Origin of the sequence: Variovorax sp. KBS0712 (genome assembly GCF_006323185.2) — a bacterium.
GTDB lineage: Bacteria > Pseudomonadota > Gammaproteobacteria > Burkholderiales > Burkholderiaceae_C > Variovorax > Variovorax boronicumulans.
In genome coordinates this window covers 1-15,033 of the sequence record NZ_VCCD02000001.1, presented here as the reverse complement: position 1 = coordinate 15,033, position 15,033 = coordinate 1, and the positions used below count along the sequence as shown (strand labels likewise).

At 65.2% G+C, this 15,033-nt stretch carries 17 protein-coding genes; 1 reads left to right on the top strand and 16 read right to left on the bottom strand.

Going from position 1 to position 15,033, the window contains the following annotated elements:
* Nucleotides 1-16: 16 nt before the first annotated feature.
* The 11 genes from FFI97_RS00085 to FFI97_RS00035 all read right to left on the bottom strand — a co-directional run bounded on the left by FFI97_RS00085 (nt 17) and on the right by FFI97_RS00035 (nt 7,548).
* Entirely contained in the window at nt 17-226 is a 210-nt protein-coding gene (locus tag FFI97_RS00085) for a DUF4287 domain-containing protein (RefSeq protein ID WP_139703055.1), read from the bottom strand.
* Between the two features lie 55 nt (nt 227-281).
* Nucleotides 282-698, bottom strand: coding sequence for a VOC family protein (locus tag FFI97_RS00080; RefSeq protein ID WP_139703054.1), 417 nt, complete (start codon nt 696-698; stop codon nt 282-284).
* A gap of 87 nt (nt 699-785) precedes the next feature.
* On the bottom strand, nt 786-1,436 hold the full coding sequence (locus FFI97_RS00075; RefSeq protein WP_139703053.1) for a hypothetical protein: 651 nt from the start codon (nt 1,434-1,436) through the stop codon (nt 786-788).
* 20 nt (nt 1,437-1,456) lie between these two features.
* Nucleotides 1,457-1,861, bottom strand: coding sequence for a hypothetical protein (locus FFI97_RS00070; protein ID WP_139703052.1), 405 nt, complete (start codon nt 1,859-1,861; stop codon nt 1,457-1,459).
* A gap of 79 nt (nt 1,862-1,940) precedes the next feature.
* The gene (locus FFI97_RS00065; protein ID WP_221937651.1) at nt 1,941-2,387 is read right to left on the bottom strand and encodes a hypothetical protein; all 447 of its coding nucleotides are present in this window, start codon (nt 2,385-2,387) and stop codon (nt 1,941-1,943) included.
* Nucleotides 2,388-2,558: 171 nt separating this feature from the next.
* Nucleotides 2,559-3,974, bottom strand: coding sequence for an IS1182 family transposase (locus FFI97_RS00060; RefSeq protein WP_139701439.1), 1,416 nt, complete (start codon nt 3,972-3,974; stop codon nt 2,559-2,561).
* A gap of 663 nt (nt 3,975-4,637) precedes the next feature.
* The gene (locus tag FFI97_RS00055; protein WP_139703050.1) at nt 4,638-5,132 is read right to left on the bottom strand and encodes a YfbM family protein; all 495 of its coding nucleotides are present in this window, start codon (nt 5,130-5,132) and stop codon (nt 4,638-4,640) included.
* A 121-nt stretch (nt 5,133-5,253) separates the two neighbouring features.
* The gene (locus FFI97_RS00050) at nt 5,254-5,502 is read right to left on the bottom strand and encodes a DUF1272 domain-containing protein (RefSeq protein ID WP_139703049.1); all 249 of its coding nucleotides are present in this window, start codon (nt 5,500-5,502) and stop codon (nt 5,254-5,256) included.
* Between the two features lie 66 nt (nt 5,503-5,568).
* Nucleotides 5,569-6,459, bottom strand: coding sequence for an N-acetyltransferase (locus tag FFI97_RS33820; RefSeq protein ID WP_260684856.1), 891 nt, complete (start codon nt 6,457-6,459; stop codon nt 5,569-5,571).
* Nucleotides 6,449-6,976: an AAA family ATPase gene (locus FFI97_RS00040; protein WP_139703048.1), complete on the bottom strand. Its 528-nt coding sequence runs from the start codon at nt 6,974-6,976 to the stop codon at nt 6,449-6,451. The genes FFI97_RS33820 and FFI97_RS00040 overlap by 11 nt, the downstream gene beginning before the upstream one ends.
* A gap of 77 nt (nt 6,977-7,053) precedes the next feature.
* Nucleotides 7,054-7,548: an Lrp/AsnC family transcriptional regulator gene (locus FFI97_RS00035; RefSeq protein WP_185993523.1), complete on the bottom strand. Its 495-nt coding sequence runs from the start codon at nt 7,546-7,548 to the stop codon at nt 7,054-7,056.
* 65 nt (nt 7,549-7,613) lie between these two features.
* On the opposite strand from FFI97_RS00035, the gene ilvB reads away from it, so the two are divergent.
* On the top strand, nt 7,614-9,401 hold the full coding sequence (ilvB, locus tag FFI97_RS00030) for a biosynthetic-type acetolactate synthase large subunit (protein ID WP_139703047.1): 1,788 nt from the start codon (nt 7,614-7,616) through the stop codon (nt 9,399-9,401).
* Between the two features lie 116 nt (nt 9,402-9,517).
* Here ilvB and FFI97_RS00025 read toward each other — a convergent pair whose 3' ends face one another.
* The 5 genes from FFI97_RS00025 to FFI97_RS00005 form a co-directional block, all read right to left on the bottom strand.
* On the bottom strand, nt 9,518-10,753 hold the full coding sequence (locus FFI97_RS00025; RefSeq protein ID WP_185993522.1) for an NHL repeat-containing protein: 1,236 nt from the start codon (nt 10,751-10,753) through the stop codon (nt 9,518-9,520).
* Between the two features lie 441 nt (nt 10,754-11,194).
* Nucleotides 11,195-12,919 carry a hypothetical protein gene (locus FFI97_RS00020; protein ID WP_260684855.1) on the bottom strand — a complete coding sequence of 575 codons (1,725 nt, stop codon included), beginning with the start codon at nt 12,917-12,919 and terminating at the stop codon, nt 11,195-11,197.
* Between the two features lie 23 nt (nt 12,920-12,942).
* Complete coding sequence (locus tag FFI97_RS00015) at nt 12,943-13,581, bottom strand: FMN-binding negative transcriptional regulator (protein ID WP_139703045.1); 639 nt, start codon at nt 13,579-13,581, stop codon at nt 12,943-12,945.
* Nucleotides 13,582-13,591: 10 nt separating this feature from the next.
* The gene (locus tag FFI97_RS00010) at nt 13,592-14,581 is read right to left on the bottom strand and encodes an alpha/beta hydrolase fold domain-containing protein (RefSeq protein ID WP_260684854.1); all 990 of its coding nucleotides are present in this window, start codon (nt 14,579-14,581) and stop codon (nt 13,592-13,594) included.
* Nucleotides 14,578-15,033: ATP-binding cassette domain-containing protein (locus tag FFI97_RS00005; RefSeq protein ID WP_144004318.1), on the bottom strand; the 456-nt coding region annotated here is incomplete at its 5' end. The genes FFI97_RS00005 and FFI97_RS00010, both read right to left, overlap by 4 nt.

Genomic DNA, 15,033 nt, shown 5'->3' with positions numbered 1-15,033 from the left:
TGGCCTGCGGCGGGTATTACTTCTTCGCAAGAAACGCCGCAACCAAGGCATTCGCATGCCCATGACCCATCTGATGCTGGGTCTTGAGCTGGCTCACGAGCTCCATGTGCTTCAGCGGGCCCGCAGCCTGAAGAATGTCCATCCAATGCGCGATCGGCTGGCCGTAGGTCTTCTCGATGGAGGGGAAGTACGAGGCGGGTCCTTTTACCTTGGTGGTCTCGGTCATGGGCGGTTCTTTCGCGGGTGAAGAGTGAGGTTCGTGAAAGGGAGCGAGGCCATTCTTACAGCTGCCAGCTCCTGTTGCTGGCATTGGGCTGGATCAGGTCCCACATGTTTCCGCACAGGTCCTTGAAGACAGCCACGACCCCGTGCGGCTGCTCCTCCGGCGGGCGGACGAACTCGACGCCTGCGGCCTTGTACTTTTCGTAGTCGCGCCAGAAGTCGTCCGTGTACAGGAACAGGAACACACGGCCGCCGGCCTGGTCGCCGATGGCGCGTTGCTGTTCTGGCGCCGATGCTTGCGCCAGGAGAAGGCAGGCCCCTTCTCCGCCCTGCGGCTTGACCACGACCCAGCGCTTTCCTTGCGCAGGCACGGGCGTGTCTTCGACGAGTTCGAAGCCCAGTGTGCCGACGAAGAATTCGAGCGCCTTGTCGTAGTCGGGGACCACGAGGGACACCAGGCCGAGTGATTGATGCATGGGGTGCGATCGCAAAAATCAGCGATGGTAAATCGCCGAGCCACCGCGCGTGATGCCCGACCTCGCATGTTGGATCAGGATCGAAACCTAGTTGGCAGACGCGGTGGCCGCATTCGCTGCCGAAAAACAGGAGATGCTGAATTCGACGCCTACCTTGATATTCGTGCGCATCTCTGCCTGCGGGAATCGACCCGTTCGCATCACCCATCCCCTGAGCAAGAGGTCATCGACGCCGATATAGATATCGATTCGACGAAAGCCCCGGTGTATGGCTGCCACCCGATGACACCTCACACCATCGACGCATGCAAATTTGCGAAAGCGCGGCCGGGCGAGGGTCGAAAACAGGTCATCACCTTCTTCGCGGAACAGGAGAGACCAGATCGTGAAGGCCGATCCCCTGGATACGCCGGTCGTGCCCGCAACAGCCATGAGGAGCGATTCCTCTTGCTCCAGTTCCGCGGGCGAGCTGTAGTCCTGGCTCCAGTAGTACGGCTTCCCCGCATCCAAGCCAACTTGAGAGCGTGAGATCAAGTGCCGTTTCGGCCTGTAGGGATGCGGGCTGCTGAAGCGAAATTTGAAGTCTGCAGGGCGCCGAAAAGCTGTCTCGAATGACATCGGCGAAGACTTCGGCCGATCCAGCTCTTGGACGAAGCCCGAATCGGCATAGGAGTCCATGGCGCGGTATCGCGAAGCCACTTCTTCGAGAAGGTCTCGGGCGCTGGTGAAGCTTGTCATTGGGGAGCGTCGTTCGCGGGTCAAGTTGCAAAGGCGCCTGGGGAGAGTGCCGGACGCCAGTGGACGTTGTCCGGATACTTTCGACAGTGCTTGAAGCAGAGAAAGATTTCTACGACGGCGCTGGCCTGAAACCATTCATCGGCCATCAGCCTCAGTTCTCCAGCGCCGAAGGAGAGCACGGTGCCGTCGGGAAATATCGGGTTTGGTTTGTCATGGAATGCACGCACCATGGTCGAGGATGAAGCGTCGAAGCGTTCAACCATGCAGGTGACGCCGCCGCCAGCCACTTGAAGATAGTTGCCCTGATCGTCGGTCAGCGAAGCATACGAATGCCGACCGTAGCTGCGAAGCGCGAGCAGCCTGCTTTCCAACACACGGTCGAAAGGTGCGGTCAAAGAGGCGAAGTTTTGACCTTCAAATTTCATGATTCGACAGCTGGCTTGAATGTTGGTACCCGTCCGCTTCCTGGTGTAGCGAGGAGCTGCGTGGCCTTGTTTGATTTCTTCAGTGCCATTGCCGGCAAAGATTGATCGATTCCAGCGAACCGGCTCGCCACACCGCGTGGCCCTTGGTCTTGGCGGTGAACACGCCATGCAACAGGACATAGCTCCGATTTCGACAGGCAGAGCTTGCTGACCAATTGACCGGGACGACCAAGGCCACCGAGTTCAAGTGGATGCGTGCGTTCAGGTCTTCTTGATGCAAGTACAGCGCATCGCCGTCGAACTCGGTGTTCAGAAAGCCAACCACCGCAACTCGTTTGCCTTCGAAGGAATCCGGATTGGCAATCAACTGGACCATGGATACCTCGTACATTCCGCAATCGCCGTTTGCAGCTCGAGGAACCGATAAGGAGCAGTGCTGCTCCGCACTTGCCGTGTGGAGCGCAAGACCCATGAGCAATCCCGCAGCTGCCTGCTGGAGGTATTGGCCGCAACGCATCCGCTTCATGATGGTGCAATACTGGTTATCAAGTTACTTGAGCAAGCGACGTCCGCGAACGGCTGGTTTTGGCCGATTGTGTTGAAAAACTCGCCTCGAATCTTGCCTGCGTTGGCGATCGCACAGGATTCGCAATCGAGTTAACGAAGCGAGAGCGCGCAGCACGCCGCTGCGTTCACCTCACACGCTTTTCACGGCTGCATGTCCTTCAATTGGCATCAACCACTTGGCCATCCGCCGCAGATTCTGGGCTGTAGCCGCCAGCAGGAACTCGTCCTGCGCACCACTGAGCCCGCGAAGCCGGAGCCGATCCAGCTTCATGATGCGCTTGAGGTGCGCGAACAGCATCTCCACTTTCTTGCGATCCCTGCGTGACTGGCTGTACTCCGGTGTCCTTGCAATGGATCGTGCCGTCTCGCGTGCACCTTCATGGACGCTTCTCGCGATCTTGCGGAATGGCGTGTTCGGGCAGCACCGATCTTTCATCGCACAGCCGACGCAGTCTGACTGACTCGCTCGGTAGATCACCGTGTCGGCCTTCGTGACGTGGCTGCGCGGGATCGTGAATCGGCGTCGTTCATTACGCAGCGCATGGCCTTCGGGGCATACGTACTCATTGCGCTCTGGTTCCCACTCGAACTCGCCGATCGACAGGCTGCCGTCCTTGCGGGCCGTCTTGTCCCACACGGGCACATGAGGTTCGATCTGCTTGTCTTCAACCATCCAACCAAGCAGCGGTGCAGTGCCGTACGCCGTATCACCCACAAGCCGTCGCGGCTTGATGTCGAAGCGCTCTTCGACCCGATCGATCATGGTTCGGGTGGAGTCGACCTCCGGTGTGCGATGCGCAGGCGTGGCCTCCACGTCCATGATGATGCCGGCCGACAGATCGATCAGATAGTTGGTCGAGTACGCGTAGAAGGCCGGACCACCCGGTGCTGCGGTCCATTGCGCAGCCGGGTCGGTCGGAGAGATGTTCCTGGATGGTGCCTGCGTGTCGTGCGGCACCTCGGGCGCACCGTCGGCAACCGGATTAGTGGCGTCCAGCGCTTCGAGGTACTCGCGCACCGCACGGCTGCACTGGGTGCCTTGGCGCCACTGCGCAACCTCGGAGGCAGGAACATTGCGCGCGCGGTTAGCGTCGGCCTTGATGACGCTGGCATCGATGGCAAATCCCTCCCCTTGCACCAGCCCTTCGGTCATGCAGCGGTGCAGCACCGCCTCGAAGACGAATCGAAATGCATTGCTCTGGCGGAAGCGGCCATGCCGGTTCTTGGAGAAAGTGGAATGGTCGGGCACCTTGTCCTCCAGGCCCAGGCGACAGAACCATCGGTAGGCCAAGTGGAGATGGACTTCCTCGCACAACCGGCGCTCGGATCGGATGCCCAGGCAGTAGCCGATGACCAGCATGCGGATCATGAGTTCGGGATCAATCGATGGCCGGCCGGTGTGGCTGTAGAACGGCGCAAGATGTTGGCGTAGCTCGCTCAGATCGAGGAAGCGATCAACGCCTCGAAGCAGGTGATCACGCGGGACGTGATCGTCGAGGTTGAATGCGTAGAACAACTGATCTTGAGCGGTGCCTTGACCCATCATGATGCATACCTCCATCGATCACGAAGCGCATGCAAACTGCAAGCCAGCTACGGGGATTCGGGAGAGTTTTTCAACACAATCGGCCGACTGTAGCCGGTCGCGCTGTCGTCGCGAAGGGCCCCGAAGAGACATTCCAGGCTTCGTGTTCAGCGCTTTGAGGCGGTCGCTCATACGGGCAAGAAAGGCGCGCTCATGCTCGTTATGCCCTGGCGCGAACTACTCCCCCGATTGGAGCGCGTGCTCGAAGATGGCTTCGAGCGCCTTTGCCTCACCAGTGGTCAAGAGGGAAATGGGGTTCCCATTACCTTCACTGTCCGTCCAATCATCGTATTGACCTTCTCTGCCGTCCGCTGACACCGCCCTGTGGCAGTAGTCGAGGTGTCCTTCGAAATAGAACACGCTGACATGCCACCCACCAATTTCATATTGCATTTCACCTTTGTAGGGGCGGTGCCCTGAGGTAGTAGCGACCGGTATCTCGCCTCGGATGGCGTGCCGAAAATGCTCCGCGACAACTGTTGCTGACAAGACTCTCATGTGTCGTTCGAGGTGATTGGGAGCGGTCGCCCGTCAACGACCGCAGTTGGCCGATGTGCTCCATGGCCGAACGCTGACTTCATGGGCTGTCGGAGAAACACGCTCCTCCGGTTGCGCCAAGTCGCACTAGCAGATGTACAGGAGCAGCGCCCCGCCATCCGAACAGGTCGCGTTGTAGAACTGGCGCAAGGCTTCGTAGTGGTGGCACACGTATTGACGGTCAAGGTCCTCGCCGGTCCACCCCGGGTAGATTTCTGCGGCCTCGGCACGGTCTGCATCGAAGCGGCTCCACAGCGTCGATGCGTCTATGGAGTTCAGCGCGTCGGCCGCCGCGCACACCTCGTCAGGTCGGAGGTATCGGAAAGGGCCGTAGCCAGCATCTGTATCGGCAAGCGCCTCACCCCCGAGCACGGCCATGGCAAGGGGACCTTCGCCTCCCCATGCCTCACCTGTCAGGAGAAAGTGGATCAGATGCCAAGACTTGTCCAGATCGAAGCTGACCGGAGGCTCCGGAAACTCGCCGTCGTCCGGATACGCCAGTTCCGCAGCAAGGGCAGGCTGGTTGATGAGTGCGGTGAGTTGGTCGGGGGAGATTCGAAGGTAGCTGCCGATCATCGACATTGGTCGTCTCCTGAAAATGAATCCCTGAAGTGGGCCGACGAGGCCTGCCGAATTTTTCTTGGTCGCGGGCGATCACTCTTGGCCATGACCGGGCGTTGACGGGATGCTTGAGGACGGCCCTTCACGATGCCGCCGCGCACCCCTCAGGCTTGAACACCCGCGTGGTCGAACCCGGAAACTTCTCAAGCTTGGCCGCTGGCCGCGACGGGCGAGGGACCAACTCTCCGCCGCAGTTCGGGCACGTACCCGCAAGGCGTTGATTCGCGCAATCACTGCAGAACGTGCACTCGAAAGAGCAGATACGGGCATCGGCTGAATCCGGCGGCAAGTCTCGGTTGCAGCATTCACACCCGGGGCGCATTTGGAGCATGGCGAAACCTCAGAGAGCGTTTTGTCAGTTGAGCTTAAACGAAGGCAAGGCGGCCGATGGCGGAATTCAGTCCGTCGAGCCAACGGGCCCGAGTGCAAGGCTCATCGGCTGCACCATCAGATGCGAGTGTTCCCGCAGCGGCTCCAACGCACCATTGGGTCGGAAGCCGCACGCCGTGTACAGGCGCATCGCGGGTGTGTCTGCGACAGTGACACCCAGGCCCACGCGCTTCATCCCTGCGCGCGCAGCCCAGGAAACCGCCGCTTCGAGTAAAGCGCGACCGGCTCCCATTCCTCGTGATGCAGGATCGACCCACATCTGAAAAAGATGAGCGACAGCCGGTTCATCGCCGGACACCTTGCACCAGATCAGGCCGCAGGCGTCGTTGCGGTTGAACGCGAAAAGCACACGGTCTTTCCCGGATGAAGTTGCCGCGGCAATGCGGGCGGACCACATCGCATCGGTTCTCGTGGCCTCTGCTTCGTACGTGCTTCCGAAGGCATCGGGGGAATCGAGCAACGCCCGCAGGCGCAGGTCTCGATAGGTCTTCCATTCATCGGGTTTCGCTGGTTGCACCGAGATCTCTGCGGTCGGGTTCATGGACGATCGTTCATTCAAAAAAACTAGCGAATACCGCGACGCATGCGCTTCAAGCGGCTGCTCATGATCCACGCAACCACCGGCCCGAGCACCATGCCAGTCAGGCAGCTCCACACAACGACATGGCTCTTGAGCTCGAGCAGCCAGGTGAGCATCGGGTACTGCGGCCACGGCGTCCGGGAAGCTCCACCAATAGGAAGCGCCGCGGCTGGAGCCCGTGCGATGTTGGGTGCCGTCGAGCCAGTAGGCGGCCAACGGTGCAAGGCCCAGATAGGCAAACATCGCCGCCCAGGGGCCCAGCACGATGGCGCCCAGGAAGGCGTCGATGAAACGGGAGCGCATCGATTTACCGCTCACGCATGCGCCGCCAGATCAGGTCCGCCGCCTCGCTCGCACTCACCAGCGCCGAGTCGATGACCTGGCGGCTCGTGCCCCAGGCCTCGTAGTCATGCCGAAGCACAGCCTCCCAGCTCGGCAACGCGAAGCCCGCAATGTCGGCTTCCCGGCTCTCCACGCGCCTGCGATGCTCAACGACGTCAGAGCACACGACCTCGATCTCCACCAGATGCGACGACGTCTCTGCCGCCACGGCCCGCCAAGCCTCGCGCGTGACCAACAGCGGATTGACGCAATCAGCAACCACGGACATGCCGAGCGCAAGGTTGGACCGAGCCAGCGCGTAGGCCACGACGTAGCCCGCCGGGCCCACGTCGTCAGCGCGTCCGTTCGCGGTCTTCAGCGCATGCTCGATGGCGTCGATGCGCAGGTACACCGAAGGGACGCGCGTCACGAGTTCGCGCGCGATGGTGGTCTTGCCTGTGCCGGGCAGTCCGCTCAGGACGATCAGGGTTCGATGTTCCGAAGTCGATCTCATGGAAGGGGATGGCGTCTGCGAAGGGCCGTTCGTCGGCGATCGTACCCACCATTCGTTCATGCGGGCCCGTCGACCCGTCAGATCAGCGGCACCGTCGCTTCCTTCAGCACCCGCAGCACGAAGTGCGACTTGCTGTGGCGAATGCCGGGGATCTTGTAGAGCTTCTCGCGCAGCAGCCGCTCGTAGTCGCGCGTGTCGCGCACGGCGATGCGGATGTAGTAGTCGTAGTCGCCCGACACGAGGTAGGCCTCCTGGATCTCGGGAATGGTGGCGAGGGTGCGGCCGAAGTCGTACAGGGTTTCGTCGGTGTGGCTCTCGAGCGTGACCTGCACGATGACCGAATCGTGGTACCCCAGCTTGGCCGGGTCGACGTCGACGGTGTAGCGCTTGATGACGCCCGAGGCCTCGAGTTTCTTGATGCGCGTCCAGCAGCTGGTGGGCGACAGGCCGACCTCGTTGCCGATCTCTTGCAGGGTCTTGCGCGAGTCGAGCAGCAGCACCCGCAGGATCGCCAGATCGGTCTTGTCGAAAGATCCTTCGCTGTCTGACGGTGTTTGGCGATTGGTTTTCATGTTTCGGGCTTAAACAGCCAAAAGAAAGAAGCAAATTCTGCCTCAAGAGCGGAAGAATTGACGGCATGCGACTGCTCGACCTTCCCCCCACATCCTCGCCCTGCCTCTCGCCGGCCATGCCCGAGACCCCACCCCGCGTGCGCAACGGCGCCGAGGCGCTGCTCGACACGCTGGTCGAGTGCGGCGTCGACACGATCTTCGGCTACCCCGGCGGCGCGGCGCTGCCGCTGTACGACGCGCTGCACGGCGAACCCCGGCTGCGCCATGTGCTGGTGCGCCACGAACAGGCGGCGGTGCATGCGGCCGAGGGCTATGCGCGCAGCACGGGCCGCGTCGGCGTGGTGCTGGTCACCTCGGGGCCGGGCGTGGGCAACACGATCACGGGGCTGCTCGACGCGATGAGTGATTCGGTGCCGGTGCTGTGCATCAGCGGGCAGGTGTCGACGGCGGTGATCGGCACGCAGGCTTTCCAGGAAAGCGACGCGCTGGGCATGTCGCGCCCGGTGACCAAGTGGAACCGGCAGGTGCGCGCGGCCGACGACGTGCCTGCGCTGGTGCGCCGCGCACTCGACATCGCCACCACCGGCCGCCCCGGCCCGGTGCTGCTCGACGTGCCGAAGGACATCCAGCTGATGCGCCTCACGCACGGCGCCGCACCGGCCCCGCTGCGCGCGCTGCGCACGGGCCGCGCGCCGCTGCCGCCGCGGGCGATGCTGCAGCGCGCCGCCGACCTGATCTCGACCGCGCGCCGGCCGGTGCTCTACGGTGGCGGCGGGCTCATCAACTCGGGGCCGGCGGCCTGCGAGGCGTTCACGCAGCTGGTGCACCGGCTGCACGCGCCGTGCACGCTCACGCTGATGGGGCTGGGCGCGTTCCCGGCATCGGACCCGAAGTTCGTCGGCATGCTGGGCATGCACGGCATGCTCGAAGCCAACCTCGCGATGCACGAGGCCGACCTGGTGGTGTGTGTGGGCGCGCGTTTCGACGACCGCGTGACGGGCAAGCTCGACGAGTTCTGTCCGCACGCCCGCAAGATCCACATCGACATCGACCCCGGCAGCATCAACAAGGTGGTGCACGTCGACGTGCCGATGGTGGGCGACTGCGGCGCCATCGTCGAAGCGCTGTTGGGGCTGCTGCCCGACGATTTTGCGCCCGAGCGGCTGGCGCCGTGGTGGGCGCGCATCGAGCGCTGGCGTGCCGAAGACTGCCTGGCCTTCACGCCGTCGACCGAAGAAATCCTGCCGCAGCAGCTGATGTCGTCGCTGCAGCGTGCCATCGCGGGCCGCGACGCGATCGTCTCGACCGATGTGGGCCAGCACCAGATGTGGGCCGCGCAGTACCTGCGCTTCGACAGCCCGCGCCATTGGCTCACGTCGGGCGGCGCCGGCACCATGGGCTACGGGCTGCCCGCGGCCATCGGCGCGCAGATCGGCCACCCCGACGCGCTCACGGTGTGCGTGAGCGGCGACGCCTCGGTGCTGATGAACATCCAGGAGCTGTCGACGGCGATGCAGCACGGAACGGCCGTGAAGCTGGTGCTGAGCAACAACGGCTACATGGGCATGGTGCGCCAGTGGCAGGAGCTGAACCACGGCAACCGCCTGAGCCACAGCTGGAACGAGGCGCTGCCTGATTTCGTGGCGTTGGCCAAGGCCTTTGGCTGGGGGGCGCGACGCGTGTCCGATCCGGCGGAGCTGGAAGAGGCGCTGGCCGAATGCCTGGAGAGCGAAGGGCCGTTCTTTCTGGACGTGCAGGTGGCGGCGCAGGAGAACTGCTTCCCGATGATGCCGTCGGGGTGCGGGCATCACCGGGTGATGCTGGCGAAGGACAGGTGGTACGAGGGGGAGTGAGGGCGCGTTGGCCCGAGGCCTGCGGTCTTGTCCCCTCTCCCTTTGGGAGAGGGCCAGGGTGAGGGCAGGGGCCTGACACGCGGCGACGCGCTCGGCGCACGTCGCCGCAGCACGCCTCAGGGCACCCGAACCGGCGTGACCTTGCGGATCAACTGGCCGTAGGTGTCGGCGACATACAGCGTGCCCGCTGCGTTGATCGTGAGCCCTTGTGGCTGATTGAACCTGGCAGCATCGCCGATGCCGTCTTGGCTACCCGTACGACCCTCTTTGCCGGCGAGCGTGGAGACCACCCTTGCCGGTGTGATCCTGCGCAACAGGCTGCTCCCGAAATCGGCCACGTAGACATTGCCGTCCGCATCGACAGCGATGCCGCGGGGATCGGAGAAAGTCGCGGAGTCGCCGGGGCCATCGGTGGCGCCGGGCGTTCCCGTCCCTGCAAATGTCGTGACCACCCCGGTGGGGGTGATCTTGCGAATTCGATGGTTCTCGGAGTCGGCGACGTAGAGGTTGCCTGACGCATCGATGGCCATGTTGTAGCCGCGCCCGAATTTCGCGGCGGTTCCCGTACCGTTGGCAAAGCCCCGCGGGCTGCTGCCGGCCAGCGTGGTGACATTGAGGGCCGGGTCGATCTTGCGAACGACGCCGCCGACATACTCCAGAACGTACAGATTGCCGGCAGCATCCACGGCCACCGAGATGGGCATGTTGAAGGTGGCGGCGGTTCCGTTGCCATCGGCCGTGATGTTCGTGCCATTGCCCGCCACCGTGGTCACATCGCCCGTCGATGTGACCTTGCGGATTCGATGGCCTTGGGCGTCCGCGACGAAGGCGGTATCGGTCGCATCCACGGTGAAGCTGGTGAGGTCCTTGAACGAAGCGTTGAGGCCGTTGCCGTCCACCGACGCCAAGACTCCGTTGCCGGCAAACGTGGTGACGTCGGCCTCGGGCGAAATCTTGCGCAAGAGGTTGTTCGACCAGTCGCCGACGAGCAGACCCCCATTCTTGGTGAGGGCGATGCCGTAAGGGAGGTCGAACGATGCGGCCGTACCCTTGCCGTCGGCAGTGCCCGAGGTGCCGGTGCCGGCGAGCGTCTCGACCTTGGCCGCCGCGGCCGAGCAGGCCACCGTCACGTCGCTCACGTCGGCCGAGGCCTTGCCGGTGTCCTTGGTGACGGTACAGACCTGCCACAGGGGTTGCGTACGGATGCTGACCTTGTAGTCCGAGCCCTCGACCAGGGTCGTTGCAAAGGTGAACTTGCCATCGGCCGACAGCTGGAGGTCGTCGCCGGCATTGTTTTGCAGCACCAGGCGGCCTTCAAGGCCGGTGACCGTGCCGCCGATGGAATGCTTCACGGCGGGCGGCACTGTCGCCGGAGGGGGCGGTGCGACCATCGGCAGAAAAGTACCGCCACCTCCACCCCCGCCGCACGATGCCACCAACATGACCGCACCGGCCACGGCGCCGATTCGCGCGACCGAACTTGCTTGACTGAAAAGCATCTTGACTCCTCTTTATGGTTGTGTGACTCAACAAAAAGAAGCCCCCTGCCGACGGGCGTGCAGGGGGTTTCTAAATGTCAATCATTGTTAAAAAGAGTGTCCGATGACATCCCTGGAACTGGGTATTTTTTGCGGTCGGCCCTCTCATCTGGCGCCAGCAATGGCTCCCTGGTCCGCCAGCCAGGGGGGACCCGACAACATCGCGCGGCCTTCATCGCCGCTCACCTTCACCCCAACGCTCTCCCGCAAGCGGGAGAGGGAGTCATTCATTCGGGAGGCGTACGGGAGCCCCCTTCACGAGTGCCCGTCCACCCGCATCTGGAACAGGAAGTAGGGCGGAATGCACGCCCCGCGTCCTTCGGGCTGGCCTTCGGCTTGCGCGCAGATGTAGTCCTCGCGGCAAGGCTGTTGCGCCGAGCAGCTGCGCAGGTTGCCGGGCCGTGTGTGCTTGCTCAGGCAATCCCCGAAGGGTTGCTTGGCTGCCAGGCACTGGTTGAAGTCGCTGAGGATGGCGATGTCGCCGCAGGTGCCGTTCGGGTCTTTCGGATCGCAGCGACCCGAGCACATGCCGCCGGGGAAACCGACCGAGGTTTTCTCGCAGACCGAATCCGCGCCTTCGCAGGTCGTGGCGGCGGTGCGCGGCAGCTTCTGCGCGCGGTCGCGCCACGGGTCGGCCGAGGCGGTGATGCGCGTGGGCTCGCAGCTGGCGCCGACGGTGGCTTTGTCGGGCGCGGCGTTCGCATCGTCCGGCGAGGCCAGCGGGCGGAACGGGTCGGGCACGGGCGTCGTCAACGCGGCCTTCACATAGCGTTCGCGCCGCGCCAGTTCATCCTGCAGGTGCGGCGAATGCGGCAGCGCGAGCGCGTTGCCGGTCGTGAAGGTGCGCGAGGCGCCGCGCCGGTCCACACCCAGCAGGTGAAAGCCCGCGACCGCGCGGCTCTGGTGGCAGCCCGCGCAGCTCAGGTCGTCGAGCCGGCGCAGCACGGCCTGCGGTGACTGCAGCGTGCGGCTGCCGGGCACGGGTTGCCAGTCGCCGGGCGCGAACAATTGTTCGAAGGGGCGGTTCGCCAGGCGCTCGAGGCCGCGCGGCGCGACGGAGACCGACTCGGTCGCCAGGAAGCGATCGGGGATGCGCACGGTGGCACTGTCGAGCGCGCGCAGCGTGTCGGGCTGCTGCAGCCATTGCAGCAGCGCCTTGCGCAGCGGGGCGTCGGCCTTGAGCTTCGCGACGTCGGGCGTGTTCTCGAGCGGGCCTGCGTCGAAGCGCTGCGTGCCCGCGTTCCAGCGGAAGGCGCGCAGCAGGTACTCGGCATGGCCGCCGAGGTCAGGCCGCACGGCCGAGGGCCAGCGCGCGCTCTGCAGGTTGGTCGTTACCTGCGCGATGCGGGCCTGCGCGAGCCGCGGCGGGGCGAGCGGGCCGTCGGCCGACACGAGCCAGCGGCCGAGCGCTTCGTCCTTCATCGACGCTTGCGGTGGTTGCCAGCGGCGTGCGGCACCGGCGCAGCTGCCGTCGGCATCGGGCGCATCGCCGCGCAGCTCGACGGCGACGGTCATCGGCAGGCGCGACTGCATCGCGGCCGAGCGGTACGCCAGCCGGTACACGAGCCGCGTCTCGCCGCAGGCACCGGGCTGGAACGGTCGGCGGTCCATGCGGTTGGCCACGCCGACCAGCTCGAAGAAGGCGTCGGGGCTGGCAAGCCAGCGTGCGTCGAAGATCCGGTGCGGGTAGCGCGCAATGCCGACGCCGGCTTGCGGGTCGCGGCGCTGCAGGGCGGCGAGGCTGGCCTTCAGCGGGTCGGCGATCGATTGCCAGGCCGGCGAGCGTGCAAGTGCTTGATTGGTGGCGATGCCGCTGGCAGCCACGGGCACGTCGAACCAGCGACCGAAACCGGCGCCGGATTTCTCGGCAGCCTGCAGCGCGACGGGCGAGGTGACGAGCAGCACCGGGTCGGCTGCGTGGGCACCGAACGAGAGGGCCAGCGCAAGGCCGGAGGAAAGAAGGCGTAGGAGGCGTGGCACGCGGACGATTGTGCCGCCGCGAGTCAGCCCGCCACCGTCAACGCCATCTGCTGCCGCATGAGTCCGGCCACGGCCACGCCCTGCGGATCGCCCAGCCGCTCCAGCGCGGCGATCACGCCCTTGCGGTCGTCTTCCGAGCGGTCCTGGTTGAGCTTGAACTTGCCTTCGAGCACGCGCACGGGAATCTCGACCGCCGCGATCATGTCCAGGCGCGGCGCCACGAAGTCGAAGGGCATGGCGTCGAAGTCCCAGTTGCCGCCCAGCGGCGTGTCGTACAGCGCGACGGTGCGGCGCAGCACGGCATGGATGGCCATGCGGTCCTCGATCACGCGGGGCATGCCGCGCGCGTGGATCGCGGTGTAGTTCCAGGTCGGGAAGGTGCTCTGCTTCACGTACCAGCTGGGCGTGACGAAGGCATGCGGCCCCTGGAAGATGGCGAGCACCTCGGCGCCCGCACGCAGTTCGTCGAACTGCGGGTTCTTCTTCGACAGGTGCGTGGTGAGCAGGCCGGGGCCGTCGTCCTGCGCGTCGAGCAGGAAGGGCAGGTGCGTGGCGCTGGCGCCTGACGGGCCGACGGTGATGAGCGTGCCGAAGCTCCACGCGCGGATGCCGGCGTGCAGCGTCGCGAGGTCGTCTTCGATGTACGGTGTGGGCGTGTACATGGCGAGGACTTCAGCGCGCGGCCAGCGCGTGCATCCAGCGGGCGGCGTCGTCGAAGGCGCGGCCCGCCACGTCGGCGATCGATACGGCTTCGAGAAAGCCGTGGATCGTGCCTGGGTAGAGCACGTCGGTCACGGCCACGCCGGCTTCGCGCAGCCGTGCGGCCATGAGCACGCTGTCGTCGTGCAGCGGGTCGCACTCGGTGATCGCCAGGCACGCGGGCGGCAGGCCCTCGAGCCGGGCCGTGAGGCTGGCCAGGCGTGGGTCGCGAAAGTCTTCGGGCCGGCGCAGGTACAGGCCGTAGAACCACACCATCATGTGCAGCGACAGGCCGTACTCGCCCGCGCCGTAGCGCACCACCGACTCGCGGTACAGCTCGGTGCTGTAGGCGCCGTAGTTCAGCAGCATGCCCAGCGGCAGCGCCTCGCCCGCGTCGCGCAGCACGAGGCAGGCACCCACCGACAGGTTGGCGCCCGCCGAGTCGCCACCGATGAAGAGCTGCGCGGGGTCGATGTCGAGCGAGCCCGCATTCGCCGCGAGCCAGCGCATCACGTCGACGCATTCGTCGTGCGGCTGCGGAAACTGCGCCTCGGGCGCCCGCGTGTAGTCGATGCCGATGACGGCGATGCCCGCGCGGCCCGCGTACTCGCGCATCACGCGGTCGTGGGTGTCGAGGCTGAACAGCACGAAGCCGCCGCCGTGGATGTAGACCAGCGCGCCCTGCAGCCTGCGGTGCTGCGGGTAGTGCACGCGGATGCGCACGTTGCCGTGGCGCGTGGGCACCTGCTGTTCGACGGTGCGCGCCATCGTCGGGCCGCCTTCGGTCCACGGGGCGCGCACCTTCTCGGCGTTGGCGCGGCCTTCGGCAATCGGGATGGTGTGGCGCTTCGGATAGCGGCCGCCCTCGGCCGCCATGAGGCGCATGAACTCGACGATCTGCGGGTCGAGCGGAGGCGGGGCGGTGGGGTTCAGCCAGGTGGCGGGCAAAGGAGCGGCGGTCACGCAAACACTTTCTCGGGAGGGCAGGAGACAGAATCGGCCAGCGACGCGAGCGGCCGTGGCGTGGCCGCCAGCAGCGCCTGCGTGTAGGGATGGCTCGGCCGGTCGAACACGGCGTCGCGCGGGCCTTGCTCCACGATGCGACCGCGCTCCATCACGACGACGCGGTCGGCGATCTGCTCGACGGCCGCGAGGTCGTGGCTGATGAAGAGGCACGCAAAGCCGTGGTGCGCCTGCAGGCTCTGAAACAGGCGCAGCACCTGCGCCTGGATGGTCATGTCGAGCGCGGACACGGGCTCGTCGGCCACCACGAAGGCGGGCCGGCGCACCAGCGCACGCGCAATCGCCACGCGCTGGCGCTGGCCGCCCGAGAGCTCGTGCGGGTAGCGCGCGCCCAGGCCGTCCAGGCCGACTTCGTCGAGCGTTTCGTGCACGCGCTTTCCGCGCGCGGCGGC

What these genes read in the sequence shown, in the direction of transcription:
- FFI97_RS00085 (WP_139703055.1), bottom strand. Translation starts at nt 226, where the DNA reads ATGACCGAGACCACCAAGGTAAAAGGACCCGCCTCGTACTTCCCCTCC.
- FFI97_RS00080 (WP_139703054.1), bottom strand. Translation starts at nt 698, where the DNA reads ATGCATCAATCACTCGGCCTGGTGTCCCTCGTGGTCCCCGACTACGAC.
- FFI97_RS00075 (WP_139703053.1), bottom strand. Translation starts at nt 1,436, where the DNA reads ATGACAAGCTTCACCAGCGCCCGAGACCTTCTCGAAGAAGTGGCTTCG.
- FFI97_RS00070 (WP_139703052.1), bottom strand. Translation starts at nt 1,861, where the DNA reads ATGAAATTTGAAGGTCAAAACTTCGCCTCTTTGACCGCACCTTTCGAC.
- FFI97_RS00065 (WP_221937651.1), bottom strand. Translation starts at nt 2,387, where the DNA reads ATGAAGCGGATGCGTTGCGGCCAATACCTCCAGCAGGCAGCTGCGGGA.
- FFI97_RS00060 (WP_139701439.1), bottom strand. Translation starts at nt 3,974, where the DNA reads ATGATGGGTCAAGGCACCGCTCAAGATCAGTTGTTCTACGCATTCAAC.
- FFI97_RS00055 (WP_139703050.1), bottom strand. Translation starts at nt 5,132, where the DNA reads ATGTCGATGATCGGCAGCTACCTTCGAATCTCCCCCGACCAACTCACC.
- FFI97_RS00050 (WP_139703049.1), bottom strand. Translation starts at nt 5,502, where the DNA reads ATGCTCCAAATGCGCCCCGGGTGTGAATGCTGCAACCGAGACTTGCCG.
- FFI97_RS00040 (WP_139703048.1), bottom strand. Translation starts at nt 6,976, where the DNA reads ATGAGATCGACTTCGGAACATCGAACCCTGATCGTCCTGAGCGGACTG.
- FFI97_RS00035 (WP_185993523.1), bottom strand. Translation starts at nt 7,548, where the DNA reads ATGAAAACCAATCGCCAAACACCGTCAGACAGCGAAGGATCTTTCGAC.
- ilvB (WP_139703047.1), top strand. Translation starts at nt 7,614, where the DNA reads ATGCGACTGCTCGACCTTCCCCCCACATCCTCGCCCTGCCTCTCGCCG.
- FFI97_RS00015 (WP_139703045.1), bottom strand. Translation starts at nt 13,581, where the DNA reads ATGTACACGCCCACACCGTACATCGAAGACGACCTCGCGACGCTGCAC.